This window comes from Bacillus sp. EKM206B, assembly GCF_011066015.1.
Lineage (GTDB): Bacteria > Bacillota > Bacilli > Bacillales > Bacillaceae > Bacillus > Bacillus velezensis.
In genome coordinates this window covers 421,114-447,296 of record NZ_JAAMNL010000003.1, presented here as the reverse complement: position 1 = coordinate 447,296, position 26,183 = coordinate 421,114, and the positions used below count along the sequence as shown (strand labels likewise).

The window sequence follows — 26,183 nt, the reverse complement described above, 5'->3', positions numbered from 1 at the left end:
TTGTCTGTTGAAACAATCAAAATGCGCTGAAGAAAAACTCACCTCCTTTCAAGGGCAGTGCGATCCCGCTTTTCAAGCTTCCTGCTCCATCCGGTTAATACGACCGCGCTGAGCACCATCAGCGCCCCGATCCAAGCGGTATGAATGATTCCGATTGAGTCTGTAATGATTCCGCCGGCAAATGAGCCGATCGCGATTCCGGCATTAAATGCCGCGATATTTAAGGCTGATGCTGTATCAACGGCGCTTGGCGCAAAACGTTCACTCAGCATCACAACATATACCTGAAGCCCCGGCACATTCATAAACGCCAACAGCCCCATGAAAATAATGGTGATCAGCCCGGCTGTTTTAAACGGTGCGGTAAAAGTCAGAACAAACAGCACAGCAGCCTGGACAATGAACATATAAAACAAGGCTTTCAGCGGATTTCGGTTTGATAAACGGCCGCCAATCATGTTTCCGATGGCAATCGCAATTCCGTAAACGAGCAGGATGGCCGCGACGGTTTCTTTCTGAAAACCGGTTACCTCCTGAAGAAGCGGAGATAAATACGTAAACACGACAAACGTTCCCCCGTAGCCTAACGCGGTAATGATAAATAAAAGCAATAACCGGCCGTTTGTGACGAGTTTGACCTGCTCGGAAAATGCGGTTTTCGTCCCTTTGCGCAAATGCGACGGAACGAGGAGCGCGTTTGTGAGGAATGCGATGATTCCTACCGCCACAATGACGGTAAATGCGATTCTCCATCCGAATTGCTGGCCGAGATAGGTGCCGAACGGAACGCCGGTCACCGTAGCCACCGTCAGCCCCGTAAACATAATAGAAATCGCGCTTGCTCTTTTATGCTCCGGCACGATATTGGCGGCGATTGTTGCCCCGATTGACATGAAAATGCCGTGGGAAAAAGCCGAAATAACCCGTGCCGCCAGTAAGACGCCGATTGAGGAAGCGCTCGCTGCGAGTGTATTTCCGGCGATAAAAATTAACATCACCCAGAGCAGCAGCGTTTTCCGCGACATGCCGGATGTGAGAGACGTTAAAACCGGCGCGCCGAATGTCACGCCCAGAGCATACATGGAAACGGTAAGTCCCGCCGTTGTCACAGGTATATGCAGATCTTGAGATATAAGCGGCAGCAGCCCGACGCTGATAAATTCGGTTGTGCCGATCGCAAAAGCGCTGACGGCTAATGCCAGCAGCGCTGGTAAATAGCTTTGGCGATGTGAAGACATCTGTTTTCCTCCTTGAACGATAATGTATGGTTGAAATGATGCCGGGTAAACGATATAAGTATAAGAGTACATTCCTTTTCAGCCGGCAAATGTCATTATGATCGATAGAAGTGTCATTGAAAAGAACGTACTTTTAAGTGCCATAGGCACTTTTTAGTTCCTATAGATGAGGAGGAATTACCGTTGCTGAAGAAAAAATACAATATATCCGTAGAGGCGGCGCTTGAAGTGATCGGCGGAAAATGGAAGTGTGTGATCCTCTGCCACCTCATGCGCGGGAAAAAACGGACAAGCGAATTGAAGCGGCTTATGCCGGACATCACCCAGAAGATGCTGACACAGCAATTGCGGGAGCTGGAAGCTGACGGCGTCATCAACCGGATCGTGTACAATCAGGTGCCGCCGAAAGTGGAATACGAGCTGAGTGAATACGGGCACAGTCTGGAAAGAATTTTAAACGCGCTGTGCGACTGGGGCGCGATGCATATTGCTAAACGGTACGGCGAGGTGTCTTCCGTTTTAGAGGACAGCATTTTAAATGACAAATTTAAAGAACCGGGACAAATATAAGAAAAAAGCAGGCAGCCTGAGACGCTGATCCTGCTTTTTTTATGGAAGAAAGATCATTTTATATGCAAAAAAACCGATTGAACAACATATTGATCGGTATAAGGGTGGATTTTTATCAAGTTGTACTGGCGGATTTCTTTTAATGTGTTATACTATATATAAATAAAGGTAAACTAGAGTGGCATATTAAAAAGGGGTGACCTGAGCATGAAGGTAAAAGTAGCAATCAACGGGTTTGGAAGAATCGGAAGAATGGTGTTCAGAAAAGCAATGGAAGATGATCAAATTCAAATAACAGCCATTAATGCAAGCTATCCCCCGGAAACGCTTGCTCATTTGATAAAGTATGACACAATTCACGGCAAATACGATCAAGAAGTTGAGACCTCCGACGACAGTCTGATCGTCAACGGAAAACATATTATGCTGTTCAATCGCCGGGATCCGAGAGAGCTTCCGTGGAAAGAATGCGGAATAGACATCGTCGTAGAGGCAACGGGGAAATTTAATTCAAAAGAAAAAGCGATGAGCCATATTGAAGCAGGGGCGAAAAAAGTTATTTTAACGGCTCCGGGCAAAAATGAAGACGTTACCATTGTCATGGGAGTAAATGAAGAGCAGTTCAATCCCGATGAACATGTCATTATTTCAAATGCATCCTGCACGACAAACTGTCTTGCGCCGGTCGTCAAAGTGCTTGATCAGGAATTCGGGATTGAAAGCGGCCTGATGACGACTGTTCACGCTTACACGAATGATCAAAAAAATATCGACAATCCGCATAAAGATCTGCGGAGGGCGAGAGCGTGCGGAGAATCCATCATCCCGACTTCTACTGGCGCCGCCAAAGCGCTGTCGCTCGTGCTGCCTCATTTGAAAGGAAAACTTCACGGTCTCGCTTTGCGTGTTCCCGTTCCGAATGTGTCTTTAGTGGACCTTGTCTGCGATCTGAAAACAGATGTGTCGGCCGAGCAAGTGAACGCCGCTTTCCAAAGAGCCGCAAAAACGTCGATGTACGGAATTCTTGATTATTCGGATGAGCCGCTCGTTTCTTCGGATTATAATACGAATTCACACTCTGCGATCATCGACGGTCTGACAACGATGGTGATGGAAGACCGAAAAGTAAAGGTGCTCGCCTGGTATGACAATGAATGGGGATATTCCTGCCGGGTCGTTGATCTTATCCGTCATGTCGCCGCGCGAATGAAACACCCGTCAGCTGTGTAGACTAAAGATCATGGACATTTGTTAGAAAAAAACCCTTAACGGCATATTCGCAAAAAACACACCTTGCAAAATAAACTTAAACACAGTATACTATCTTTCGTGAACTTCTTGCTCGTGACTGCTTCGGAATTACTTAAAGGGTTAGGACCTCTCCGGACTAACTTTCCCCCGTGGTAAATGGCCGGGTCAGTTCTCGGAAATTCACTTTTTTAATTCTTGTTAAGGGGGGTCCATGATTATGGAAACAATGGGGCGTCACGTCATCTCCGAGCTGTGGGGATGCGATTTTGATAAGCTCAATGACATGGATTTTATTGAAAAAACGTTTGTAAATGCTGCTTTGAAATCAGGAGCTGAAGTGCGCGAGGTCGCATTTCACAAATTTGCACCGCAAGGCGTAAGCGGAGTCGTTATTATCTCTGAGTCACATTTAACGATTCACAGTTTTCCTGAACACGGATATGCAAGCATTGATGTTTATACTTGTGGAGACCTGGATCCTAATGTGGCTGCGGATTACATTGCGGACGCATTACATGCAGATACAAGAGAAAACATTGAAATACCGAGAGGAATGGGGCCTGTACAGATTAAACAGGCACAAGCGAAAGTACTGTAATTTTCAAAACGCAAACACAAGGGAGCTAAGCTGAAAAAGCCATTACGCGCTTTGAAGCTGATGCTCCTTTTCTAATGTAAAAAAACAGCATTGCTTTTTCTTTAAGCATTTTTTTTGTAAAATAGAAAAGATAAGGCCGGTCTATCGGCTCTCCCAACAAATAGGCTCATCCTAGAAACGTTGGCGGGCATTTACCGGAAGCTTGCGAACCGCATTACAGCAACGAAACAGATGGGAGCTGATCCAATTTGAAATGTCCTTCATGCCAGCATAACGGTTCCCGCGTACTTGATTCACGGCCTGCGGACGAAGGGAAATCAATCCGCAGAAGGCGGGAATGCGAAGCCTGCCATTACCGCTTCACTACATTTGAGAAGTTTGAAGAGATGCCTCTGATCGTCGTGAAAAAAGAAGGCGTCCGGGAAGAATTCAGCCGTGAAAAAATGCTGCGCGGGTTAATTAAAGCTTGTGAAAAAAGGCCCGTTCCTTTAAAAACATTGGAAGACATGTGCTTTGATATTGAAAAAGAGCTGAGAAACCAAGGTGTATCTGAAGTCAAAAGCGAGCTTGTCGGAGAAATGGTAATGGACCGTCTGGCGAAAATCGATGAGGTGTCTTATGTCCGCTTTGCCTCCGTCTACCGGCAGTTTAAGGATATAAACGTGTTTATCGATGAATTGAAAGATTTAATAAAGAAAGAACGCTGAGAGAGCTAAGAGATTGTGTCTGGCTCTTTTCTCATGAGCAAAATTGGCATTTGATAGATCGCAGAAACGGTGTAAAATGAGAGTAGAAACATATCGGAAGGTTTGAGAATCATGGCTGACTATTGGAATGACGTATTGCCTGTAGATCCTTATACGGTCAAAAGCCGTTCGCTTCTTCAGGATGTCGACAGACAGGTTTTGACACATCTGTACCAGCCGCTGATCGGTTCTTTTGCATTCTCCCTTTATATGACCTTATGGGGGGAGCTTGAGCAGAACCGCTTGTGGGGAGCGGAATCCACGCACAGGCAGCTGATGGGCATGATGCAGTCAAATTTAAAAAAGATTCATCATGAACAGGGAAAGCTTGAAGGAATCGGGCTGCTGAAAGTGTATATCCGGGAGTCCGAGCAAAAAGAGCGGATGTTTATTTATGAGCTGCTGCCCCCGCTCAGACCGAATGATTTTTTTGAAGACGGCATGCTGAATGTCTTTCTTTATAACAGAGTCGGTAAAACGAAATACCAGCAGCTGAGACAATTTTACACGCACCCTTCCGTCGGCGCGGGCGCAAGGGAAATTACCCGTCCGTTTAATCACGCCTTTGCCTCTTTTCAGCCGAGTGAATGGAAAATGACGCCTGATATGGAAGAGGCGATGAAGCTCCCCGAGGACTATGAGACGGCGTCTGTCGGACAAGCGCCTTCCTATACGGTGACGGAGGAAGTATTTGATTTTGAGCTTTTCATGGCGGGACTGTCAGAAACGATGATACCGCGTAAATCAATCACGCAGGACGTGCGGGAGAGCATTAAAAAGCTTTCATATTTATACGGAATAGATCCTATCTCCATGCAGCACGTCGTCATGACCGCAATTAATGAACAGGATACGATAACGGCCGAAGCGCTGAGGAAAGCGGCCAGCGACTGGTACCAAATTGAAAGAAGCGGTAAGCTTCCGGAACTGATTGATAAAACACAGCCTGTCACCTTGAGAGAAAACCGGACGGAAAAGGACGATTCATTGAACGGCGAACTCATTGCACAGCTTGAGACCATATCACCGAGAAAGCTTCTTCAGGACATTGCGGACGGCACCGAGCCGTCAAAAGCCGACTTGCAGATTATCGCCGATATTATGTTCGAACAAAAGCTTGAGCCCGGCGTCACCAATGTGCTGATTTATTATGTCATGCTGAAAACGGATATGAAGCTGTCCAAAAACTATATCCAAAAAATCGCCGCCCACTGGGCCAGAAAGAAAGTCAAAACGGTACGGGAAGCAATGAAGCTCGCAATAGAAGAGCACAGGCAATATCTTGATTGGGCGGACGGCAAAACAAACGGCGCGGCGCGCGGCAAAAAAACCGTCCGGGAAGAAAAGCGCCCTGATTGGATGAAAGAAGAAGAAACCGGGAAGAAACAAGAACAGCCGGCTCTTTCCGCGCAGGATCTTGAAGAACAGAAGAAAAAAATGATGGAAGAAATGAAAAAACTGAAAAAATACTCTGCCTATTGAGACAGAGAAGCGGGGTGATATTGAATGGAACCGATCAGCCGATCATTAGAAGGCGTGACGAAAAGACCTGACTTTCAAAAACGCCTGGAACGAATGCAGCAGCAAGTCATGGCCGACGAAGACGTCCAGGCTTTTTTGAAGGAACAGAAAGATGTAATCAATCAAAGCATGATTGACAGAGGGTTAAATAAACTGTACGAATTCGTTCAGCAAAGCAAACAGTGCGCCTTCTGTTCGAAAGACAGCCGGACGAACAGCCTGCTTGAAGGCTATCATCCGAAGCTTGTGATCAACGGGCGTTCCATCGATATTGAATATTACGAATGTCCGGAAAAGAGAAAGCTCGACCGCCAGAAAAGGCAAAAGTCCCTGATGAAGAGCATGTATATCCAGCAGGATCTTCTCGGCGCGACGTTTCAGCAGATCGACATTACCGATCCGAGCAGAGTCGGCATTTTCCAGCATGTGACGGATTTTCTGAAGAGCTATAATGAAACGGGAAAAGGCAAAGGGCTGTATCTGTACGGAAAATTCGGAATCGGAAAGACATTTATTTTAGCCGCCATTGCCAATGAGCTGGCGGAAAAAGAGTATTCATCAATGATCGTATATGTTCCCGAATTTGTCAGAGAGCTGAAAAACTCGCTCCAGGATCAGTCGTTGGAGGCGAAACTGAATATGGTGAAAACGACGCCCGTACTGATGCTTGATGACATCGGAGCGGAGTCAATGACAAGCTGGGTCAGAGATGAGGTCATCGGCACCGTGCTTCAGCACAGAATGAGCCAGCAGCTTCCCACTTTCTTCTCGTCTAATTTCTCACCTGACGAGCTGAAGCATCATTTTACGTATTCACAGCGGGGAGAAAAGGAAGAAGTAAAAGCGGCAAGACTGATGGAGCGGATTTTATATTTGGCTTCGCCCGTCCGTCTTGACGGGGAAAACCGCCGCCGTTCATGATGCCGGCGTCCAATGGGAAGGATTTGAGGGAATGAGGAATAAGAAGGCTGTCACTTGGGCTGCGGCTGCGGCGGGAGCGGGCCTTTTGCTGTGGGCAAACCGCAAATATCTGAATCTGTCGCCTAAGGAGATCCGGCTGTGGGTGTTATCGTTCGGTGTTTTTGCGCCGCTTGTGTTTATCGGAATTTCCATCGTCAGGCCTTTTGTGCTGTTTCCCGTATCAATCGTTTCCGTCGCCGGAGGATTGGCGTTCGGCCCGTTTTTCGGCACCGTGTATACGCTGGCGGGCTCAATGGGCGCTGCCGCCGCGTCTTTTTTTGCGGCGGGGCTGTTTGCCTTTAATGAGAAAAGCCGTCATGGAAAAATGGAAGCCATTCAAAAGCAGATGAAAACCAATGGCTTCTTTTATATTTTTATCCTGCGTATTCTGCCTGTTAACTTTGATGTGATCAGCTATGCCGCGGGCCTATCGAAAGTCAGGCCGATGACGTATTTTTTGGCGACCGCAGCGGGCATCATCCCGGGGACGATCGTCCTGAATGTGCTCGGCGCGAGCTTTATGTCCGGCAATGTGCTGACCGTACTCGGCGTGATCTGTCTTTACATCGTATTTTTATCGCTTCCCGTTATATTTAAAAAGAAGGTGCGCCATTTGTTCGGCGGTGAAAGCTAACCTTTACGTCTATTTTAAAAACATCCCCCATATACTTGTAACAGATGCCGTAAGGGGGGACAAATATGCTTGAAGTGATCTTTGAAGATGACCACGATACCGCCGCTTTTTTACATCTCATTCAGCAATCGGACGACCGGAGACATTTTATTGTCCGTGAAGGCATAAAAAAAGTCGGAATCGCAAGGTCTGAAACGGCTTTTTGCGTTCAGCGCTTTATTGAGCCGATACTTGTCAGGTTTTTTTTGGAATGCAAAGAAGACGAGCATATGCTTTCGCTTATTGAGGATGCATACTGCTTCACCGATCAGGATGAACAGCAGCAAATCCTTCAGCTTGCACACAGCATTATGGAAGGAGAGCTTGATGATCATCCGTTCGAGCCGAAGAAAGAGCCGCGCACACAGTTTATTTCAGATGCGCTCCGGACGATTTCACTTGATGCGGGTGTTTTTTCCGTGCGTTCGTTTCAGACGTTCCGGCTCGGCAGATATTATGAGCGGCTCAGAGAATACGCGGAGGCCGCGATAGATGAATACCGGATGGAACAGGAATATCAAAACTTTATCCAGTCTCTGAGAGATTATGTGACATCCAATCCGCCGCGGATGAAGAAAGTCCGCATCGTACATGACCGGGCTTTTACGCTGTGGGAGCTGCGCTATTTGTCAGAACGGGAACAGAAAAAATACATAGACAGACGGTTTGTGCGGGAGCACCCGATGTATATAGATTCCCATCTCCTTGCGCCGCTGATCTCCATTGCGCCTGAGACGGTAGAACTGTATACGGACAAACCGGAGCATATGATGTCCAGAACGATTCAAAACGTGTTTCAGGAGAGGGTGCGCCTTTTTCCGCTGGGCGCGTTTGCAGCCGAGAAGACGGAAGGATAGCCGCACGGACGGCCTTGTGTAAGCGGCAGGGCTGTCTGTGCGAAATCAGACGGAAAACTGAGTTGCATTTTTCTCACAGACATTTTATAATACATAAAAGATTAATGATTGCTACACGTATTGATAAGGACATGAAGCATTGATACCGGCTTTATAAGAGAGGAGAGCCCAGGCTGAAAGCTTTCCAGCTATGGATCATTGTCTTTACCGCCTTTGAACTTCAGCTGTGAACGCCGGAAGAAGCGCCAGTAATAGCTGACGGGAACTCCCGTTACAGAGTTTAGAGCCGCAGGTGCCGAAACAATCGGCCGCGCGGAAAAAAGGGTGGAACCACGATTCCGTTTATTTAACCTCGTCCCTTTCATAGGGGGCGGGGTTTTTGATTTGCATAAAAAAAGGAGTGACGAAGATGTCAGATATGATCAACATCACATTTCCGGACGGAGCGGTAAAGGAATTTCCGAAAGGAACAACAACAGAAGATATCGCGGCATCCATCAGTCCGGGATTAAAGAAAAAGTCTTTAGCCGGAAAACTGAACGGACAGGAAATTGATTTAAGAACGCCGATTCAAGAGGATGGTGCCGTAGAAATCATTACAGAAGGCACAGAAGAAGGTTTGAACATCATGCGGCACAGCACGGCGCATTTATTGGCCCAGGCGATTAAACGCATTTATAAAGATGTGAAATTCGGAGTCGGTCCCGTCATTGAAAACGGGTTCTATTATGACGTTGAAATGGAGCAGGCGCTGACGCCGGATGACCTTCCGAAGATTGAAAAAGAAATGAAACGCATCGTCGGTGAAAATCTGCCGATTATCCGAAAAGAAGTGAGCCGTGATGAAGCAAAAGCCATGTTTGCGGAAATCGGCGATAATCTGAAGCTTGAACTGCTGGATGCCATCCCTGAAGACGAAACGGTCTCCATTTATGAGCAGGGCGAATTTTTTGACCTGTGCCGCGGCGTGCACGTGCCGTCTACAGGCAAAATTAAAGAATTTAAGCTGCTGAGCCTTGCGGGCGCATACTGGCGCGGCGACAGCAAAAACCAAATGCTTCAGCGCATTTACGGCACGGCCTTCTTTAAAAAGGATGACTTGAAAGAGCATTTGCGGATGCTTGAAGAAGCGAAAGAGCGTGACCACCGAAAACTGGGCAAAGAATTAAAATTGTTTGCCAACTCTCAAAAAGTCGGACAAGGCCTGCCGCTCTGGCTGCCGAAAGGCGCAACCATCCGCCGCGTGATCGAGCGCTACATTGTGGATAAAGAGCTGAGCCTCGGTTATGAGCACGTCTATACGCCTGTTCTCGGAAGCAAAGACCTGTACGAAACATCAGGGCACTGGGATCATTATCAGGATACGATGTTCCCGCCGATGGAAATGGACAATGAAACACTCGTGCTCCGTCCGATGAACTGTCCTCACCATATGATGATTTACAAACAGGACATTCACAGCTACCGCGAGCTCCCGATCCGCATCGCCGAGCTCGGAACGATGCATCGTTATGAAATGTCCGGGGCGCTTTCAGGTCTTCAGCGCGTACGCGGCATGACGTTAAATGACGCGCACATTTTCGTCCGCCCTGACCAGATTAAAGAAGAATTCATCCGCACGGTCCGTTTGATTCAAGACGTATACGAAGACTTCGGCCTGAATGATTACACATTCCGCCTGTCTTACCGCGATCCTGAAGATACGGAAAAATATTTTGATGATGATGAGATGTGGAACAAAGCGCAGTCCATGCTGAAAGCGGCAATGGATGAGATGGGGCACGACTACTATGAAGCGGAAGGCGAAGCGGCGTTTTACGGCCCTAAGCTTGACGTACAGGTGAAAACGGCGATCGGCAAAGAAGAGACATTGTCAACTGTACAGCTTGACTTCCTTCTTCCGGAACGCTTTGATCTCACTTACGTCGGAGAAGACGGCAAACAGCACCGTCCTGTCGTTATTCACCGCGGCGTCGTGTCAACGATGGAGCGTTTCGTTGCTTTCTTAATCGAAGAGCACAAAGGCGCCCTTCCGACATGGCTTGCGCCGGTGCAATTCCAAGTCATTCCTGTATCACCGTCCGTGCATCTTGACTATGCGAAAAAAGTGCAGGAGCGCCTGCAGCGTGAAGGCCTGCGTGTCGAGCTTGACAGCCGGGATGAGAAAATCGGCTATAAAATCCGTGAGGCGCAAATGCAAAAAATCCCGTACATGCTTGTGGTCGGTGACCAAGAAGCGGAAAACGGCGCGGTAAACGTCCGGAAATACGGCGAGCAGAAATCAGAAACCGTCTCATTGGACGATTTTGTGAAAAAGGCTGTAGCCGAAGCGAAAAAATAACCGGAAATACAAAAACCCCGTTCATTCAGAATGGGGTTTTTTTGCGTATAACATTATCTTTCTTTTTGTTTCTCTATAATCGCAAACAGCTCGTGAAGATCGCTGATCACGTAATCAGGCGCAATGTCCGTATCATTTTTCTTTTGCGTCCGGTTTACCCAGACTGTCGTAATGCCTGCCCGTTTCGCTCCCAATATATCAGTATTGAGGTTATCTCCGACCATAATGGCGTCTTCTTTTTTCAGGTTCAGGAGGCCGAGGCAATGTTCGAATATAAAGGCGTCGGGTTTCCCTTTTCCGAAAGCGCCTGAGATGACGATTTCATTAAAATAAGGCGCAAGCTCAGGAACGCCGGCGAGTTTTTCTTTCTGCAGGCTGGGATCGCCGTTTGTCAGCAGAAGCAATTCATAAACACCTTTCAGCTTATCAAGCACCGCAAACGTTTCGTCATACACGTACGGACGCTGTCTGCGTTCCGCCGCGAAAAACTCCGCCAAATATTCGCCGTAAGCCGCATCGTCTATACCGACGCTTTTTAAGCCGTTCGTCCAGGCGTTTCGTCTGTATTCCGGCGCAATCCGATTCAGCTGTTTAAATCCTTCGCTGACCGGCTCGGAAAAATTCGCCCACAATCCTTCAAACGGATTAATGCCGATCATGACCGTATAAGGATAGGTTTCGTATGACATATACAATTCCCGTGCCGCTTTCCGAACCGCATCTTCAAATGTATGCGGGTCAAGGCCATATTTTTTTTCCGCTTGTAAACATGTTTCCCTGAATGTTGTTCTGACGCTTTTTTCATCCCATAACAGTGTATCGTCCAAATCAAAAAATACGGCTTTCATGATCTTCTCCTCTTTGTTATATTCTGAAACTCTCTGCCGCAAGGCTCCCGTTTATTCTACAATAGATATATAGACTGTGAAAGATTTGTTTTCAGATGATTTGAAAAAAACAGGCAGGTTTGTGTCAGATTCTGTCTCAGGCTCTAAAACGTGATAAAATTAAATTTGAAAGAACAGGTGAAAAGTATGCTGCATTTGATCATCATGATGCTGGAAAGAGTCGGAATTATCGTCATATTGGGATTTGTTCTGGCTCATACCAGATTGTTCAGACAGGCGCTCCAGCAGCCTGAGAGCTATAAAGGCAAAGCGGTGCTGATTTCAATTTTCTCGCTGTTCAGTATCATCAGCAACTATACGGGAATAGAAATTCAGCGGAATACAATCATGAATAATGACTGGGTGTTTCAAATTAATCCGTCCGGTTCAATTGCCAATACAAGAATTATGGGCGTTGAAATCGGCGGACTCTTAGGCGGCCCGTATGTGGGGATCGGCGTCGGCATACTGGCCGGCCTGCATCGTTTATCACTCGGCGGCGCGACCGCAGTCAGCTGTGCCGTCTCATCCGTTTTAGCGGGCATTTTGTCCGGATGGATCGGACGGTATTTCAGAAAACGCTATGCGATGCCGACACCGCGGGTGGCCGCGCTTGTCGGACTCGGAATGGAATCGCTGCAAATGCTGCTCATCCTCTTGATGGCCAAGCCGTTTTCTGATGCTTGGACGCTTGTGAGCATCATCGGCATCCCGATGATATTGGTAAACGGGTCAGGGACTTTTATTTTTCTTTCGATCATTCAGTCGATTATCCGGAAGGAAGAACGGGCGAGAGCCCTTGAAACCCATAGGGTGCTGATGATTGCCGATCAGACGCTTCCGTTTTTCCGCCAGGGGCTGAATGAAAGCTCATGCAAAAGCGTCGCCGCCATCATTCACAGGCAAACAGGAACGGACGCGGTATCGCTTACGGATAACGAAAAGATTTTGGCGCACGTCGGCGCGGGTGCCGACCATCATATTCCGTCTGAAAGCCTGATCACCGGATTGTCAAAACGCGTCATTAAAACGGGTCATATTATGAAAGCGACATCAAAGGAAGAAATTGAATGCACGCACGATCCCTGTCCGCTGCATGCGGCGATCGTATTGCCGCTGACGTCAAACGGCAAAACGATCGGGACGCTGAAAATGTACTTTAAAAGCCCGTCAGGTTTAAGCCGGGTTGAAGAAGAGCTTGCAGAAGGACTCGCCATGCTGTTTTCCACCCAGCTTGAACTCGGCGAGGCGGAACTGCAGAGCAAATTGCTGAAAGACGCAGAAATAAAGGCGCTTCAGGCACAGGTCAATCCGCATTTTCTGTTTAATGCGATCAATACGATTTCTGCTCTTTGCCGTACGGATGTGGAAAAAACCCGAAAGCTTCTGCTGCAGCTCAGCGTCTATTTCCGTTCCAATCTGCAGGGGGCAAGGCAGCTGCTCATCCCGCTTTCTAAAGAACTGAACCATCTGCAGGCGTATTTATCATTGGAGCAGGCCCGTTTTCCCGGGAAATATAAAATCAGTCTTGAAATCGAACGCGGTTTGGAGGACATCGAAATTCCTCCTTTTGTGCTGCAGATTCTCGTCGAAAATGCGCTCCGCCATGCATTTTCAAGAAAGCAGGACAGCTGTGCCGTCAATGTCAGCGTGGTATCCTCCGGTCAGTCGGTTTTAATGCGGGTTGGAGATAACGGGCGGGGAATTGATCCGGAATTGCTGTCCGTGCTCGGAAACCGTCCGCTGCCGTCTAAAGAAGGGACGGGAACCGCGCTTTACAATTTAAATCAGCGGCTGATCGGGCTGTTCGGCCCCAAAGCAGCCCTGCGATTGGAAAGTGAGGCCGGCAAAGGTACGGACGTATCATTTGAGCTGCCTTTGAAACTGATGACTAAAGGAGAAGAACATGCTGAAGGTGTTAATCGTTGATGATGAAATGCTGGCAAGAGATGAATTAGCTTATTTGCTGAAACGGACGAATGAAGTAAGTGACATAAACGAAGCTGAAAATATTGAATCCGCTTTTGACAGTATGATGGATCAAAAACCGGATCTGCTGTTTTTGGACGTTGATTTGTCAGGAGAAAACGGATTTGACATTGCCAAACGGCTGAAAAACATGAAAAATCCGCCGGCCGTCGTTTTTGCGACGGCGTATGACCAATTTGCTTTAAAAGCCTTTGAAGTCGACGCGCTCGATTATTTAACGAAGCCTTTTGATGAAGAAAGAGTGCGCCAGACGATCAGAAAGTTTAAAAGAGTGAAGCGGGACAGGGCAGGAGCCGTCTCAGAGCAGCCGTCCGCAGCCGGAGCGCATAAACTGGCTGTATCAGCCGGTGAATCTATTGTCATTTTAGATACGAAGGACATTATTTTCGCCGGCATGGAGGACGGACACGTTTCCGTTAAAACGTTTGCCGCGTCTTATTCCGTTCACGAAACTTTGGCGGTCATTGAGAAAAAACTGCCTGATACGGGTTTCTTGAGAGTGCACCGCGCGTTCATCGTGAATACGGAGCATATTACAGAAATTCATCCGTGGTTTAATTCGACGTACAATCTTATCTTAAAAGACGGCTCTAAAATTCCCGTCAGCCGTACATACGCCAAGGACTTAAAAAAGCTGCTTCATATTATATGAGGCGGCTTTTGCATTTCAGCAGCCGTTTTTTGCATTTCAGAATGAATATTCAGCCGTTTGTTATGAAAGCGCTTTAAAAGGCGATTTCTCTTTTATAATGGACCTAACAAAGAGAAAGAGGTGAAGAAAATGAGTGCGAAAAAAGTGTACGGATTTCTGACACAAGCATTTATTTTTGCCGTAATTATGCTCATATCTAATGGGATTGCAGCGATTGTCCCCATTCCTATACCCGCTTCCGTAGTAGGTTTGGTGTTATTATTTGTCCTCTTATGCCTGAAAGTGATTAAGCTTGAACAAGTAGAAACGCTGGGAACATCATTAACGTCACTGATCGGATTTTTATTTGTCCCGTCGGGCATCTCCGTGATGAATTCACTTGGCGTCATGCAGCAGTACGGCGTGCAGATCGCACTCGTCATTTTACTCGCCACCATCATTCTGTTAGGGGCGACGGGCCTTTTTTCTCAGCTGATCTTGTCTGTCAGCCAAAAACGTCAGAAGGCAGCCCCTGAAAAACAAACGGTGCGCCGTTCCAATCAGGAAAAAGAACTTGTGCAGCATTAGGAGGGAAATCGGATGAGTCCATATTTCGGTATTGTCGTTTCACTTGCGGCCTTTGGCATCGGCACGTATTTATTTAAAAAAACGAGAGGCTTTTTCCTCTTCACCCCGCTGTTTGTCGCGATGGTGCTTGGAATCCTTTTTCTGAAGCTCGGCGGTTTTTCATATGAAGATTATAAAAGCGGGGGAGACATTATTAAATTCTTCCTGGAGCCCGCGACGATCGCTTTTGCGATCCCTTTATACAAACAGCGTGACAAACTGAAAAAATACTGGTGGCAGATCATGTCTTCTATCATTGTCGGCTCTATCTGCTCAGTCACGATTGTCTATTTGATCGCAAAAGGCATTCATCTTGACGCAGCCGTTATGAAAAGCATGCTTCCGCAGGCGGCGACAACGGCAATTGCCCTTCCGCTGTCAAAAGGAATCGGCGGCATCACCGACATCACCGCTTTCGCCGTTATTTTCAACGCCGTTATCGTCTATGCTCTGGGCGCTCTATTCTTAAAATTGTTTAAAGTGAAACACCCGATCTCTAAGGGACTGGCTCTCGGCACATCAGGACACGCACTCGGTGTTGCGGTCGGTATTGAGATGGGGGAAGTAGAAGCGGCAATGGCAAGTATCGCGGTTGTCGTCGTAGGAGTGGTGACGGTGCTGGTCATTCCGGTATTCGTTCAGCTTATCGGAGGATAAACCCGGCCATAGACCCGGGTTTTTTTATTGTGTTGGCACGTCCGCGTGCGGCAAAGAACGAAATTTCACATTTTTCCTTGCGCTCGCCCCGGCATCGTGTTAAAATGAAAAAGTTGATCCGGAGAAGTCATTCTTGACTAATGATCCGGTATTGTGTAGAATAGTTATTGAATTGAATATAAATCACAAGCAGAGGCACCCGCTTCTCACCTGATTGACACATTCATGTAGTTGGCAGGTTGACCGTACATTTTTATTTATGCAGATGTTCGTAGTGTGGGTGTGTTGTCATGCCCGCACTTTTTGTTTGCCTGCAGAATGCAGTCAACAAGCGTTGTGAATCAATTCGAAGAAACTATGGAGGTGGCTCATTATTAGCAAAGATCAATTGGTTAATGAGGGTATCCGTGCACGTGAAGTTCGTCTGATCGGACAAAATGGCGATCAGCTCGGCATCAAGTCCCGTCAGGAAGCACTTGAAATCGCCGGCCGCGCAAATCTTGACCTTGTGTTAGTTGCAGCAAATGCAAAACCGCCTGTCTGCCGCATCATGGACTACGGTAAGTTCAGATTCGAGCAGCAGAAAAAGGACAAAGAAGCACGCAAAAATCAAAAAATCATTAACTTAAAAGAAGTTAGATTAAGTCCGACGATCGATGAGCATGACTTTAACACGAAATTGCGCAATGCGATTAAATTCCTTGAAAAAGGCGATAAAGTGAAAGCTTCTATCCGCTTTAAAGGGCGCGCAATCACTCATAAAGAAATCGGCCAGCGCGTATTGGACCGTTTCTCTGAAGCATGTGCGGAAGTTGCGACAGTCGAAACAAAACCAAAAATGGACGGCCGCAGCATGTTCTTAATGCTCGCGCCGAAAAACGAAAAGCAATAAGGAGGAAATCCCATGCCAAAAATGAAAACTCACCGCGGATCTGCTAAACGTTTTAAAAAGACAGGTTCTGGGAAGTTAAAACGTTCTCATGCATACACAAGTCACTTATTCGCCAACAAATCCCAAAAGCAAAAGCGTAAGCTTCGCAAGGGTGCTATTGTGAGCGCAGGAGACTTCAAACGCATCAAACAACAGCTTGCTAACATCAAGTAATCGGACAAGGAACAATTAGGAGGGAAATATAATGCCAAGAGTAAAAGGCGGAACTGTGTCGCGTCAGCGTCGTAAAAAGGTTCTTAAATTAGCAAAAGGTTATTTCGGTTCAAAACATAGATTATACAAAGTAGCAAACCAGCAGGTCATGAAATCAGGAAACTATGCATTCCGTGACCGCCGTCAGAAAAAACGTGATTTCCGTAAGCTTTGGATCACTCGTATCAACGCTGCTGCACGTATGAACGGTCTTTCTTACAGCCGTTTAATGCACGGTCTTAAGCTTTCAGGCATCGAAGTAAACCGCAAAATGCTTGCTGATCTTGCTGTAAACGATCTTACTGCTTTCAATCAGCTTGCTGATGCTGCTAAAGCTCAGTTAGACAAGTAAGTTGAAAAAGCCGCTCTCTTTCCGGGAGCGGTTTTTTTACGTAAAGGGTGACAATCAATGGCTCTCTTCATTTACGCCGTATTGATAAACGGATACGGCTTTTGGATCATGGGCGCTGATAAAAGAAGAGCAAAGGCGCACAGGTGGAGAATATCAGAGAAACGAATATGGCTCACAGCCGCCATGTTCGGCTCACTCGGCGTATGGATCGGCATGCGCACCTTCAGGCATAAGACGAAACACAAATCCTTTTTATACGGGGTGCCGCTGCTTTTTCTCACTGAAGCCGCCCTTGTGCTGATGTATTTGGTGTATAAAACATAAAAAGCAGGAGAGCTTATCGCTCGCCTGCTTTTTTCGCTTTTTTGATGGGCTGGTCCCAATCAATCTTGCAATTCGGATACCGCTCCAATACCTTTTTTTCGACTTCTTCAAAATCACCTGCAGAAAAGCGGTTCAGCTTTTCCGGATTTTCGGTCCATACAAATATCGTATGAATAAACAGCGGATGATCTTTGGAAGGGATATGCTTTTCTCCTTCAAAGAGCACTCCTTTATAAGTAAGCTGGAGATTTTTTCGCGTGTTTTTCTGTTCGTCAATAAAATAAAAATTCTCTTTTGATTGCGCCAGTCTGAGCCTTCTTTTCGGGTTTGCGTAGAATTTGACGCCCATGTAAATAAAATAAATAAGAAGTGCAAGCAAGACAATCCTCAATACTGTAATGGCCATATGTGTGAAGGCACCTCCTCACCTTTGTCATGATCTGATGTAATACGAAAAACAAAACAAAAGGTTTCATTTTTTTAAAAGAAATAGATAAAAACATTTACCCGTTTTTCAGGCGAATTAATCGTATGCTTCAGCATTGGTTTTGTATAATAAGAAGGGTAGTGAAAAAAAGGAGGTTTATTGATGACAAAATTAGATGAAACGCTCACCATGCTGAAAGCGTTAACGGATGCAAAAGGGATACCGGGAAATGAGAGAGAAGTAAGACAAGTGATGAAATCATACATAGAACCATTTGCTGATGATGTCACAACAGACCGGCTGGGAAGCTTAATCGCCAAAAAAACCGGCAAAGAAAACGGTCCGAAAATCATGATCTCAGGGCATTTAGACGAAGTCGGTTTTATGGTGACGCAAATCACTGATAAAGGCTTTCTCCGCTTTCAAACCGTCGGCGGCTGGTGGTCTCAGGTCATGCTGGCCCAGCGCGTCACCGTCGTGACAAAAAAAGGGGACATCACGGGGATCATCGGTTCGAAACCGCCTCACATTCTGCCTCCTGACGCCAGAAAAAAAGCCGCCGATATTAAAGAGATGTTCATCGATATCGGGGCGTCCAGCCGTGAAGAAGCAATGGAATGGGGCGTTCTTCCGGGTGACCAGATTGTGCCGTATTTTGAATTTACAGTGATGAACAATGAAAAACATTTATTGGCGAAGGCATGGGACAACCGTATCGGCTGCGCGATTGCCATCGATGTATTAAAAAATCTGAAAAACAGCGATCATCCGAATGAAGTATACGGGGTCGGAACGGTTCAGGAAGAAGTCGGGCTTCGCGGGGCGAAAACAGCGGCACATACGATTCAGCCTGATATCGCGTTCGGTGTGGATGTCGGAATTGCCGGAGATACACCGGGAATTTCTGAAAAAGAGGCACAAAGCAAAATCGGTGAAGGGCCGCAAATTATTCTGTATGACGCGTCAATGGTATCTCACAAAGGGCTGCGCGACCTTGTCGTGAACACGGCGGAAGAAGCGGGAATTCCGTATCAATTCGATTCCATTGCCGGAGGGGGCACGGATTCAGGTTCCATTCATTTAACCGCAAACGGAGTGCCGGCGCTGTCCATTACGATTGCGACGCGCTACATTCACACTCATGCCGCTATTTTGCATCGGGATGATTATGAGAATACGGTAAAATTGATCACAGAAGTGATTAAAAAATTAGACCGGGAAACGGTTGACCGTATTACTTATCAATAAAGATACGGAAGAATCTGCTTTTTTAAGCAGATTCTTTTTTTTGTCTGTACAAATATGAGCCCTGCGTCTACAATAAGAGAAGACATAGAAAAATCTTACAACACGTTTTTGAAAGCGCTTTAAAAAAGGGGAGGGTTTACAAATGAAAAACAGATTCAGACGCATGATCCGCTTTTCATGCGCAGCCGTTACAGCCGGTCTGCTGCTGATGTCTTCATCTCCGGCATCTGCCGCGTTTTGGGGGGCATCAAATGAATTGCTGCACGATCCGACAATGGCGAAGGAAGGAAACACGTGGTACGCTTTCGGAACCGGTTTGGAAGGGGAGAGGGGGCTTCGCGTCTTAAAGGCGGGCAGCGGCGGCGTATGGACCGTTCAGAAATCAATCTTTACTTCCCCGCTGTCATGGTGGGGCAATTATGTGCCGAATTACGGGCTGAATCAATGGGCCCCCGATGTTCAATATTTTAACGGAAAGTATTGGCTGTATTATGCCGTTTCTTCATTCGGCAAAAATACCTCCGCGATCGGTCTTGCATCATCTACAAGCCTCAGTTCGGGAAACTGGAAGGACGAAGGGCTCGTCATCCGTTCAACAAGCGCCGATAACTACAATGCAATTGATCCGGAGCTGACAATTGATAAAGACGGAAACCCTTGGCTTGCCTTCGGTTCTTTTTGGAGCGGCATTAAGCTGACAAAGCTTGATAAAAATACAATGAAACCGACGGGATCACTTTATTCCATCGCTGCCAGACCGAATAACGGCGGAGCTCTGGAAGCGCCGGCCATCACCTACCAGAACGGCTACTATTACTTAATGGTGTCGTTTGATAAATGCTGTTCAGGCGTGAATAGTACGTACAAAATCGCTTATGGAAGATCCAAAAGCATCACCGGCCCATATCTCGATAAAAGCGGGAAAAGCATGTCAGAAGGCGGAGGAACGATTCTTGACTCCGGCAATGACCGCTGGAAAGGCCCGGGCGGCCAAGACATTGTGAACGGGAATATTTTAGTGCGTCATGCGTATGATGCCGAAAACAGCGGAATTCCGAAGATGCTCATCAATGATATTGATTGGAGTTCAGGCTGGCCTTCCTATTAATTGATCAGCCGGGCATGTGTGTCCGGCTTTTTACTTGCAATAAAAGATTGACAGTTTGATTCCTCCTTAACTATAATAAAATTGTTCGTACAAATAAAAGGATAAAAGTTTTATATTTTATATTCGTACGTATATTTTTAAAAATGCAAGCGCTTTATTTTGATGGGAAGGGGAAATGAATGTGCTTCAGAACAAAGAATATGAATTTTGGTTTGTAACGGGAAGCCAGCACTTATACGGAGAGGAAACGCTGCAGCTTGTCGATAAACACGCAAAGGGGATATGTGACGGCCTCAGCGGGGTGTCATCAAGATACAAGATCAGGCATAAACCGGTTGTCACGTCATCTGAAACGATCAGAGAGGTTTTGCGGGAAGCGCAGTATCAAGAAAACTGTGCCGGGGTCGTGACATGGATGCATACATTTTCCCCTGCGAAAATGTGGATTGAAGGTCTTTCCGCTTTTCAAAAGCCGATGCTTCATCTGCATACTCAATATCATCGCGACATCCCGTGGGAAACGATTGATATGGACTTTATGAACAGCAACCAATCCGCTCATGGAGACCGGGAATACGGGTATATCCAGTCAAGAATGGGGCAGACGAGAAAAGTCATCGCAGGCTATTGGGATGATGAGGAAGTCAAACATGACATTTCGCAATGGATGAACACTTCTGCCGCCTGGAATGAAAGCAGGAATATTAAAGTAGCCCGGTTCGGCGATAATATGCGGAATGTGGCGGTTACTGACGGAGACAAAGTCGGCGCCCACATCCAATTCGGCTGGCAGGTTGACGGGTACGGAATCGGCGATCTTACCGAGGTGATGAACAACGTCACCGACGCAGAAATTGAGGCGCTTTATGAGGAATACGACAAATTGTATGTCATCAGCGGCGAATCAAAACGGGATGAAGCAAAAGTTGCTTCCATTAAAGAACAGGCGAAAATTGAACTCGGATTAACGGCCTTTCTCGAACGGGGCGGATATACAGCGTTTTCGACCTCCTTTGAAGTTTTGCACGGAATGAAGCAGCTTCCGGGTCTTGCCGTTCAGCGTCTCATGGAAAAAGGGTACGGATTTGCCGGTGAAGGCGATTGGAAAACGGCTGCCCTTGTGCGAATGATGAAAATAATGGCGGACGGAGAACAAACCTCCTTCATGGAAGATTATACGTACCATTTTGAACCGGGGCGTGCGATGATTCTCGGATCACATATGCTTGAAGTATGTCCGACGATCGCCCTTGATCAGCCGAAAATCGAAGTCCATCCTCTCTCAATCGGAGGGAAGGAAGATCCGGCCCGGTTGGTCTTTAACGGAATCGGCGGTTCAGCCATCATCGCCAGCATCATTGATATCGGCGGGCGATTCCGTCTCATTCTGAATGAAGCGGAAGGCAGGGAAATTGATCATGATATGCCGAATCTCCCTGTGGCGCGGGTGCTATGGAAGCCGGAGCCATCGCTGAAAACAGCTGCGGAAGCATGGATTTTGGCGGGAGGCGCCCATCATACTTGTATGTCTTTCCGGCTTACGGCTGAACAGATGCTTGACTGGGCTGAGATGGCAGGCATTGAAAGCATCTTTATTTCCCGCAATACCGAAATACATGAGCTGAAAAAAGAGCTGAAATGGAATGACGTATTATACCGGTTGGGAGGGAATTGATATGGCGTATACGATTGGTGTTGATTTCGGCACATTGTCCGGCCGGGCGGTGCTTGTCAATGTCCGCACGGGCGAAGAAATCGCGTCTGCGGTAAAAGAATACACTCATGCCGTCATCGACCGCACGCTGCCGAAGACGGGTGAAAAACTCCCTCGGGACTGGGCGCTTCAGCATCCTGCCGATTATATCGAAGTTCTGGAAACGGCGATTCCGAACCTGCTTCAAGAGGCGGGCGCTGATCCAAAAGACGTGATCGGCATAGGAATTGATTTTACCGCCTGCACGATTTTGCCGATAGACGTCGCGGGGCAGCCGCTTTGTATGCTGCCGGAATTTGAACGGGAGCCCCACAGTTATGTGAAGCTGTGGAAGCATCATGCGGCTCAAAAACATGCAGACCGTTTGAACACGATTGCCGAAGACACAAAAGAAACATTCCTTAAAAGATACGGCGGTAAAATTTCTTCTGAATGGATGATCCCGAAAATCATGCAAATCGCGGAAGAAGCGCCGCATATATACGAGGCGGCAGATCGGATTGTGGAAGCGGCAGACTGGATCGTCTATCAATTGTGCGGTTCATTGAAGCGAAGCAACTGCACGGCCGGCTACAAAGCAATCTGGAATGAGGAGACGGGGTATCCGCCGGATCATTTTTTTGAAAAGCTCAACCCGTTAATGAAAACGATTACAAAAGATAAATTAAGCGGCACCATTTATTCAGTCGGGGGAAAGGCAGGAGGTTTGACCGAAAAAATGGCGGAGCTGACCGGGCTTCTGCCGGGGACGGCCGTTGCCGTCGCCAATGTCGACGCCCACGTGTCAGTGCCCGCGGTCGGTATTACAGAGCCGGGGAAAATGCTGATGATTATGGGAACGTCTACCTGCCATGTGCTGCTCGGCGAGGAAGAACATATCGTCCCCGGTATGTGCGGGGTCGTCAATAACGGCATCTTGCCCGGATATGCGGGATATGAAGCGGGACAGTCCTGTGTCGGCGACCACTTTGAATGGTTCGTCAAAACGTGCGTTCCGAGAGACTATGAGAAGGAAGCTGAGGATAAACACATAGACATTCACGAGCTGCTCAGCAAAAAAGCAGCTGTACTTGTTCCGGGGGAAAGCGGCCTTCTCGCGCTTGACTGGTGGAACGGAAACCGGTCAACCTTGGTGGACGCCGATTTGACAGGCATGATGCTCGGCATGACGCTGCACTCGAAGCCGGAAGAAATCTACAGGGCATTGATTGAAGCGACGGCGTTCGGAACGAGGATGATTATCGAAACGTTTCGGGAAAACGGCGTTCCGGTCGAGGAGCTTTACGCAGCCGGAGGAATCGCCGAAAAAAATCCGTTTGTCATGCAGATTTATGCAGACGTCACAAATATGGACATTAAATTATCCGGGTCTCCGCAGGCGCCGGCACTGGGCTCCGCGATTTTCGGAGCGCTCGCCGCGGGACGGGAAAACGGGGGATTCTCCAATATTGCTGAAGCATGTGCGCATATGGGGAAATTAAAAGACGGCTTTTATGCCCCGAACCGGGAAAGAGCTGAGATTTATGACAGCTTATATGCGGAATATAAAGAGCTCGTACACTACTTCGGCAAAGAAAACAATGTCATGAAACGCCTGAAAGCCATTAAAAACCGTGATTTTGCGAAAGGGGGGAGCCGCCATGCTTGAAGCGTTAAAAGAAGAAGTGCTCGCCGCCAATCTGAAGCTTGAGGAACATAACCTTGTCACGTTTACATGGGGGAATGTCAGCGGCATTGACAGAGAGAGCGGGAGAATCGTCATTAAACCGAGCGGTGTCGATTACAGTGAGCTGACCGCTGACAAACTGGTCGTCCTGAATGAGGACGGAGACATTCTCGAAGGCTCGCTGAAACCGTCTTCTGACACGCCGACCCATCTTTATCTGTATAAAGCGTTTCCGGCTATCGGCGGAATCGTTCATACGCACTCCCGCTGGGCGACGAGCTGGGCGCAGTCCGGAAGAGACATACCCGCTCTCGGAACGACTCACGCGGATTACTTTGAAAGCGCTATACCCTGCACGAGGGAAATGTATGAAGAAGAAATTGTGAAAGATTACGAATATCATACAGGCAAAGTCATAGCCGAAACTTTTCAAAACGAACCGTATGAACAAAATCCGGGTGTCCTCGTCCACAGCCACGGCCCGTTCTGCTGGGGAACGGACGCGCTGAATGCCCTGCATAACGCCGTTGTGCTCGAAACGGTAGCGGAAATGGCCTACCATTCGCTTATGCTGAACAAACAGCTCAGTCCGATCGACAGAGTGCTGCATGATAAGCATTTTTACAGAAAACACGGGGCGAATGCTTATTATGGCCAAACTTGACGCAGCCGGGTTTCTGATTGATTTAGACGGAACCGTATTCAGGGGGCGGGAGCTGATTGACGGCGCAAAAGAAGCCGTTCATACCCTTCAGTCACTGGGCAAAGCCGTTGTCTTTTTAAGCAACCGCGGCAATCTATCAAGAGCAATGTGCCGAAAGAAACTGCTGGGTGCCGGTATCCGCACGGATGAACGGAGCATCGTGCTGTCCTCCAGTGTGACGGCATCATTTTTAAAGAAGCATTATCCTTTGTCAAAGGTGTGGGTGTTAGGAGAGAAAGGGCTGACTGATGAACTCGCTTTAGCGGGTGTCGCCCTGGCGCAAAACCCGCAGGCGGCAGACTGGCTTGTCATCTCCCTGCATGAAACCGTCACCTATGAGGATCTGAATCTCGCTTTTAAGGCGGCTTCCTCCGGCGCGCGCATCATCGCCACGAACCGGGACCGCTCCTTTCCGAATGAAGGCGGCCATGCCATGGACGTCGCGGGAATGATCGGGGCTATTGAAGCATCCGCCGGAGCAAAAACGGAGCTTGTCATCGGCAAACCGTCTTGGCTGATGGCTGAGGCGGCATGTGAAGCGCTCGGACTTCCCCCTGAGGAATGCGCCATTATCGGAGACAGCCTCGAATCAGACATCGCAATGGGCAGCCTGTATGGGATGAAAAGCGTATTGGTTCTGACGGGGTCGGCCAAACTTGGGGAGCCCCGTCTATATGAACCTGACATCGTCCTTGATTCTATTAAAGACCTGACAGAATTAGCGAAGGAGGGAACCCTTTTATGAAACGTTCTCCTGAGGACATTCAATCCGAGTTTGACAAGGAAGGGGCCAGCCGCTCACCGATTCAAATAGAAGATATCGTGATCGGGGCGAATGCAAAAGAAGAGCTTCTCAGATTTCTGCAAAAAAAATGCTGGAATCATCCGGTCATCGTCTGTGACCGGAACACGTACGAGGCGGCGGGGCGTCTGCTTGCGGACGAATTGAGGGCAGGCGGGATCAAAGCGTCAAAAGTCATCATTCCGGAGCATGAAGCCGGGGCCGCCGCGGCTGATGAGAGGACATTGGTCTATACGCTGATCAATCTCGCGGAAGAGACGGATGTCATCATTGCGGCCGGTTCAGGAACGATTCACGACATTACGCGGTTTGCCGCCTACCAGCGCGGATTGCCGTTTATCTCATTCCCCACCGCTCCGTCAGTCGACGGTTTTACGTCGGCGGGAGCGCCGCTCATATTAAACGGAATCAAAACGACGATTCAAACGAAAGCGCCGATCGCCTTATTTGCGGATACGAATGTATTAAAAGAAGCGCCCCGTTCAATGACAGCCGCGGGCTTCGGAGACATGCTCGGAAAAATAACATCGCTGGCAGATTGGGAGATTTCCCGCAGGCTTGCGGGTGAGCCGTACTCAGAAGCCGGGGCGAAGCTTGTGAAAGACGCGCTTTGGCAGTGCATTGATCACCGCGCTGACATTGCCATGGGAACGGAGGCCGGCATTCAGATACTGATGGAAGCGCTGATCGTTTCGGGTCTTGTCATGCTTGCGCTTGACCACTCCCGCCCCGCCTCAGGAGGAGAACATCACATCTCGCATTGGATTGAGATGGAAATGCTGAAGGCAAAACAGCCTCCGATTCTCCATGGTGCGAAGGTCGGCTGTGCGTGCGCGGTGCTGAGTGATATTTACAAAGAACTGGCTTGTCACGAAAAGCTTGCTGAACTGCCGCCGCACTTTCGCGAGGCGATTCAATCTGCATATGAAGGGCTTCCCGACGGCAAGACAATTGCCGGGTGGCTCGCATCTGCGGGAGGTCCCGCCTGTTTCGATGAGATCGGTGTAAAACAGGACCTTGTCAGCGATGCGCTTAAGCATGCGCACACACTGCGAGACCGTTATACCGGTTTAACCATCATAAATGAAAATGCAGCGCTCTTTGCACATCATTTGCATCAATAGCCGCACGGCCTAAAGTGGAAGGGGT

Annotated in this window: 27 protein-coding genes and 1 other annotated feature; of the genes, 24 read left to right on the top strand and 3 right to left on the bottom strand. The window is 47.9% G+C overall.

The genetic code is table 11. The annotated features are described in order from the left end of the window. Positions 1 to 38: 38 nt before the first annotated feature. Positions 39 to 1,238 carry an MFS transporter gene (locus tag G9F50_RS08275; protein WP_060562717.1) on the bottom strand — a complete coding sequence of 400 codons (1,200 nt, stop codon included), beginning with the start codon at positions 1,236 to 1,238 and terminating at the stop codon, positions 39 to 41. 183 nt (positions 1,239 to 1,421) lie between these two features. On the opposite strand from G9F50_RS08275, the gene G9F50_RS08270 reads away from it, so the two are divergent. The 9 genes from G9F50_RS08270 to thrS all read left to right on the top strand — a co-directional run bounded on the left by G9F50_RS08270 (position 1,422) and on the right by thrS (position 10,755). After that, complete coding sequence (locus tag G9F50_RS08270; protein WP_003152469.1) at positions 1,422 to 1,808, top strand: winged helix-turn-helix transcriptional regulator; 387 nt, start codon at positions 1,422 to 1,424, stop codon at positions 1,806 to 1,808. Between the two features lie 207 nt (positions 1,809 to 2,015). Next, complete coding sequence (locus G9F50_RS08265; RefSeq protein ID WP_007408083.1) at positions 2,016 to 3,038, top strand: glyceraldehyde-3-phosphate dehydrogenase; 1,023 nt, start codon at positions 2,016 to 2,018, stop codon at positions 3,036 to 3,038. A gap of 238 nt (positions 3,039 to 3,276) precedes the next feature. Next, entirely contained in the window at positions 3,277 to 3,657 is a 381-nt protein-coding gene (gene speD, locus G9F50_RS08260; protein WP_003152471.1) for an adenosylmethionine decarboxylase, read from the top strand. A 248-nt stretch (positions 3,658 to 3,905) separates the two neighbouring features. Next, positions 3,906 to 4,364: a transcriptional regulator NrdR gene (gene nrdR / locus G9F50_RS08255; RefSeq protein WP_003152473.1), complete on the top strand. Its 459-nt coding sequence runs from the start codon at positions 3,906 to 3,908 to the stop codon at positions 4,362 to 4,364. Between the two features lie 111 nt (positions 4,365 to 4,475). Further along, positions 4,476 to 5,885, top strand: a complete 1,410-nt coding sequence (gene dnaB / locus G9F50_RS08250; protein ID WP_012118158.1) for a replicative helicase loading/DNA remodeling protein DnaB — start codon at positions 4,476 to 4,478, stop codon at positions 5,883 to 5,885. A 24-nt stretch (positions 5,886 to 5,909) separates the two neighbouring features. Beyond that, complete coding sequence (gene dnaI / locus G9F50_RS08245; protein WP_012118157.1) at positions 5,910 to 6,845, top strand: primosomal protein DnaI; 936 nt, start codon at positions 5,910 to 5,912, stop codon at positions 6,843 to 6,845. A gap of 31 nt (positions 6,846 to 6,876) precedes the next feature. Further along, positions 6,877 to 7,518: a TVP38/TMEM64 family protein gene (locus tag G9F50_RS08240; RefSeq protein ID WP_007408086.1), complete on the top strand. Its 642-nt coding sequence runs from the start codon at positions 6,877 to 6,879 to the stop codon at positions 7,516 to 7,518. 65 nt (positions 7,519 to 7,583) lie between these two features. Beyond that, entirely contained in the window at positions 7,584 to 8,414 is an 831-nt protein-coding gene (gene ytxC / locus G9F50_RS08235; protein ID WP_015240356.1) for a putative sporulation protein YtxC, read from the top strand. A gap of 409 nt (positions 8,415 to 8,823) precedes the next feature. Next, positions 8,824 to 10,755 carry a threonine--tRNA ligase gene (thrS, locus tag G9F50_RS08230; protein WP_012118154.1) on the top strand — a complete coding sequence of 644 codons (1,932 nt, stop codon included), beginning with the start codon at positions 8,824 to 8,826 and terminating at the stop codon, positions 10,753 to 10,755. A 53-nt stretch (positions 10,756 to 10,808) separates the two neighbouring features. Here the strand turns inward: thrS and G9F50_RS08225 are convergent, their stop codons facing one another. Continuing rightward, complete coding sequence (locus tag G9F50_RS08225) at positions 10,809 to 11,603, bottom strand: HAD family hydrolase (RefSeq protein WP_165406532.1); 795 nt, start codon at positions 11,601 to 11,603, stop codon at positions 10,809 to 10,811. A 186-nt stretch (positions 11,604 to 11,789) separates the two neighbouring features. On the opposite strand from G9F50_RS08225, the gene G9F50_RS08220 reads away from it, so the two are divergent. The 8 genes from G9F50_RS08220 (at position 11,790) to G9F50_RS08185 (ending at position 17,366) form a co-directional block, all read left to right on the top strand. Then, positions 11,790 to 13,571, top strand: a complete 1,782-nt coding sequence (locus G9F50_RS08220) for a sensor histidine kinase (RefSeq protein WP_060562716.1) — start codon at positions 11,790 to 11,792, stop codon at positions 13,569 to 13,571. Next, positions 13,549 to 14,283, top strand: coding sequence for a LytR/AlgR family response regulator transcription factor (locus tag G9F50_RS08215; protein WP_007408091.1), 735 nt, complete (start codon positions 13,549 to 13,551; stop codon positions 14,281 to 14,283). The genes G9F50_RS08220 and G9F50_RS08215 overlap by 23 nt, the downstream gene beginning before the upstream one ends. A gap of 129 nt (positions 14,284 to 14,412) precedes the next feature. Continuing rightward, complete coding sequence (lrgA, locus tag G9F50_RS08210) at positions 14,413 to 14,850, top strand: antiholin-like murein hydrolase modulator LrgA (RefSeq protein WP_007408092.1); 438 nt, start codon at positions 14,413 to 14,415, stop codon at positions 14,848 to 14,850. A 12-nt stretch (positions 14,851 to 14,862) separates the two neighbouring features. Further along, positions 14,863 to 15,546, top strand: coding sequence for an antiholin-like protein LrgB (lrgB, locus tag G9F50_RS08205; protein WP_007408093.1), 684 nt, complete (start codon positions 14,863 to 14,865; stop codon positions 15,544 to 15,546). Between the two features lie 181 nt (positions 15,547 to 15,727). Further along, positions 15,728 to 15,858, top strand: a sequence feature (ribosomal protein L20 leader region). A 58-nt stretch (positions 15,859 to 15,916) separates the two neighbouring features. Beyond that, on the top strand, positions 15,917 to 16,438 hold the full coding sequence (gene infC, locus G9F50_RS08200; protein ID WP_071543361.1) for a translation initiation factor IF-3: 522 nt from the start codon (positions 15,917 to 15,919) through the stop codon (positions 16,436 to 16,438). Positions 16,439 to 16,450: 12 nt separating this feature from the next. Beyond that, positions 16,451 to 16,651 (top strand): 50S ribosomal protein L35, encoded by a 201-nt coding sequence (rpmI, locus tag G9F50_RS08195; protein ID WP_003152493.1) that lies wholly within the window; start codon positions 16,451 to 16,453, stop codon positions 16,649 to 16,651. Between the two features lie 31 nt (positions 16,652 to 16,682). Continuing rightward, positions 16,683 to 17,042 carry a 50S ribosomal protein L20 gene (gene rplT, locus G9F50_RS08190; RefSeq protein ID WP_007613019.1) on the top strand — a complete coding sequence of 120 codons (360 nt, stop codon included), beginning with the start codon at positions 16,683 to 16,685 and terminating at the stop codon, positions 17,040 to 17,042. Between the two features lie 57 nt (positions 17,043 to 17,099). Further along, positions 17,100 to 17,366, top strand: coding sequence for a DUF1294 domain-containing protein (locus tag G9F50_RS08185; protein ID WP_060562715.1), 267 nt, complete (start codon positions 17,100 to 17,102; stop codon positions 17,364 to 17,366). A 13-nt stretch (positions 17,367 to 17,379) separates the two neighbouring features. Here G9F50_RS08185 and G9F50_RS08180 read toward each other — a convergent pair whose 3' ends face one another. Next, the gene (locus G9F50_RS08180) at positions 17,380 to 17,772 is read right to left on the bottom strand and encodes a hypothetical protein (RefSeq protein ID WP_007408095.1); all 393 of its coding nucleotides are present in this window, start codon (positions 17,770 to 17,772) and stop codon (positions 17,380 to 17,382) included. A gap of 183 nt (positions 17,773 to 17,955) precedes the next feature. Here G9F50_RS08180 and G9F50_RS08175 point away from each other — a divergent pair, with 183 nt between their 5' ends. The 7 genes from G9F50_RS08175 to G9F50_RS08145 all read left to right on the top strand — a co-directional run bounded on the left by G9F50_RS08175 (position 17,956) and on the right by G9F50_RS08145 (position 26,158). After that, positions 17,956 to 19,041 carry a M42 family metallopeptidase gene (locus G9F50_RS08175; protein ID WP_007408096.1) on the top strand — a complete coding sequence of 362 codons (1,086 nt, stop codon included), beginning with the start codon at positions 17,956 to 17,958 and terminating at the stop codon, positions 19,039 to 19,041. A 142-nt stretch (positions 19,042 to 19,183) separates the two neighbouring features. Beyond that, a complete protein-coding gene (gene abnA, locus G9F50_RS08170; protein ID WP_012118149.1) occupies positions 19,184 to 20,149 on the top strand; it encodes an arabinan endo-1,5-alpha-L-arabinosidase AbnA in 966 nt (321 codons plus the stop codon). 181 nt (positions 20,150 to 20,330) lie between these two features. Then, entirely contained in the window at positions 20,331 to 21,824 is a 1,494-nt protein-coding gene (gene araA, locus G9F50_RS08165; protein WP_165417726.1) for an L-arabinose isomerase, read from the top strand. 1 nt (position 21,825) lies between these two features. Continuing rightward, positions 21,826 to 23,511: a ribulokinase gene (araB, locus tag G9F50_RS08160; RefSeq protein ID WP_060562713.1), complete on the top strand. Its 1,686-nt coding sequence runs from the start codon at positions 21,826 to 21,828 to the stop codon at positions 23,509 to 23,511. Next, positions 23,504 to 24,193 (top strand): L-ribulose-5-phosphate 4-epimerase, encoded by a 690-nt coding sequence (gene araD, locus G9F50_RS08155; protein WP_003152509.1) that lies wholly within the window; start codon positions 23,504 to 23,506, stop codon positions 24,191 to 24,193. The genes araB and araD overlap by 8 nt, the downstream gene beginning before the upstream one ends. Then, a complete protein-coding gene (locus G9F50_RS08150) occupies positions 24,171 to 24,977 on the top strand; it encodes a sugar-phosphatase AraL (protein ID WP_373859655.1) in 807 nt (268 codons plus the stop codon). Before araD ends, G9F50_RS08150 begins: the two co-directional genes overlap by 23 nt. Continuing rightward, a complete protein-coding gene (locus G9F50_RS08145) occupies positions 24,974 to 26,158 on the top strand; it encodes a sn-glycerol-1-phosphate dehydrogenase (RefSeq protein WP_060562711.1) in 1,185 nt (394 codons plus the stop codon). Before G9F50_RS08150 ends, G9F50_RS08145 begins: the two co-directional genes overlap by 4 nt. Positions 26,159 to 26,183 lie beyond the last annotated feature (25 nt).